This window comes from Pseudomonas fluorescens, assembly GCF_902497875.1.
Lineage (GTDB): Bacteria > Pseudomonadota > Gammaproteobacteria > Pseudomonadales > Pseudomonadaceae > Aquipseudomonas > Aquipseudomonas fluorescens_BR.
Genome location: NZ_CABVHY010000130.1, coordinates 1 through 1,508 on the forward strand (window position 1 = coordinate 1; position 1,508 = coordinate 1,508).

Below are 1,508 nucleotides of genomic sequence, written 5' to 3' on the forward strand. Positions count from 1 at the left end.
AGGAGGCTCGGATCGCTTGATCGAAAGCCGTGTTGCCGAAGGCGGTTCGGATCGTCTGATCGAAAACCGCGTCGCTGAAGGTGGTTCGGATCGTCTGACCCAGAATCAGAACCATGCATGAATAGCCTTACTGCGGCACTCAACCCAAAAGCCCGGCTTGATCAGCCGGGCTTTTTTATGGGTGATCAGTTCGCACGGTCAACGACCCGCTGCCCTTTTCATGCAGCGCTGATGGCGTTCGTCGACCCGTTTGGCGAACCAGGCGGTGGTGAGTTTTCGGGTGATTTTCGGGCTTTTCAGCACGATACCCGGCAACACCGCACGGGGCAGTGGTTTACCTTCAGCCTGCTCGGCCAAGGCGAAGACTCGCCGGAAGAGCGTGCTGTCTTCGAATTCCAGGCTGTCGCCCTGCTCCAGCTGGCGTCTGATCGTCGGGTTGCGCAGGCCAAGCTGCTTGCCCAGGGTGCGCACCGCCAGTTCCGTGGTCCCGGGCATGATTGAGCCGTGGAGAATCAGGTCGCCATCGAGGGCCAGGGGGATGCCCGAAGCGCTGCTGACGGCATTCTGGAAAGCGGCGTTGCGGCTGGCGTACCAACCGGCATTGAAATCGGCGAAGCGATACAGCGGCTTGGAGTAACTCACCGGATAACCGAGCAAATGCGCGATACCGAAGTACAGGCCACCGCGCCGGCTGAATACTTCCCGGCGAATCGAACCTTCCATGGGATAGGGATAGTCCTGCGCCTGACTTTCGGCAAAGTCGATGCTGACTTGCATCGGGCCGCCGGTATGTACCGGATTGAAACTCCCGAAAAGGGTGCGGCCCATTGGCACCATGCCGATGAAGTCGTCGAAAATGCCGCTGATTTCCTTTTCGGTGCGGGCGGCATTCAGGCGTTCGCTGTAGCTTTTACCGTTCGACGAGCGAGCCATCAGGGCACCGTTCACCAAAAGACTGGGGACATGCACCGCTGCCGCGCGGCGGTCGATCTCCTCCCGGGCGATTTTCCCCAGCCCCGGCACTGCGGGATCAACCTGGAAAGTCGACTCCTGTTCGGTCACTGCCAGTACTGAACAGAGGTTTTCCGTGGTCGGCGCAAGGCCTTGCGCGGCGAAAGCTGCATAGATGTCGGTGGCCCAGCCCTCACGGTCAACGGTCTTGGGCGGCAATAGCCGAACAAGCTTCGCCTTCACCTCGGCCGGTCGTGCCGGCGCCTCCTGGGTGCGTTGGCTGCCGCAGCCGGCCAGCACCAGCAAGGTGGCGATACCCATGATTAATCGATTTGCGCGCATGTTTCCCCGAATCAAGCTGTTGGGCCAATGGAGCGACTATGAACAAAGCCACCGCGGATATCGACCCTTGAGCCGAACGGCTGTTCAATATCAGGTGTCTGCTCCGCACCCTTGGCAATGGAAAAGGAAATGCCGTTGTACTTCAATTGAGATTCTGAGGACTGCGCATGCTATTACAGGCCATGCGCAAAACTTGTGGCGAGGGGGCTTGCCCC

At 59.6% G+C, this 1,508-nt stretch carries 1 protein-coding gene; it reads right to left on the reverse strand.

Annotation, left to right across the window (positions count from 1 at the left end):
• Positions 1-198 precede the first annotated feature (198 nt).
• Positions 199-1,293: a DUF1615 domain-containing protein gene (locus tag F8N85_RS34130; RefSeq protein ID WP_150804438.1), complete on the reverse strand. Its 1,095-nt coding sequence runs from the start codon at positions 1,291-1,293 to the stop codon at positions 199-201.
• Positions 1,294-1,508 lie beyond the last annotated feature (215 nt).

Bases quoted from the DNA above. Each gene is read 5' to 3' on its own strand.
- F8N85_RS34130 (WP_150804438.1), bottom strand. From the start codon at position 1,293: ATGCGCGCAAATCGATTAATCATGGGTATCGCCACCTTGCTGGTGCTG.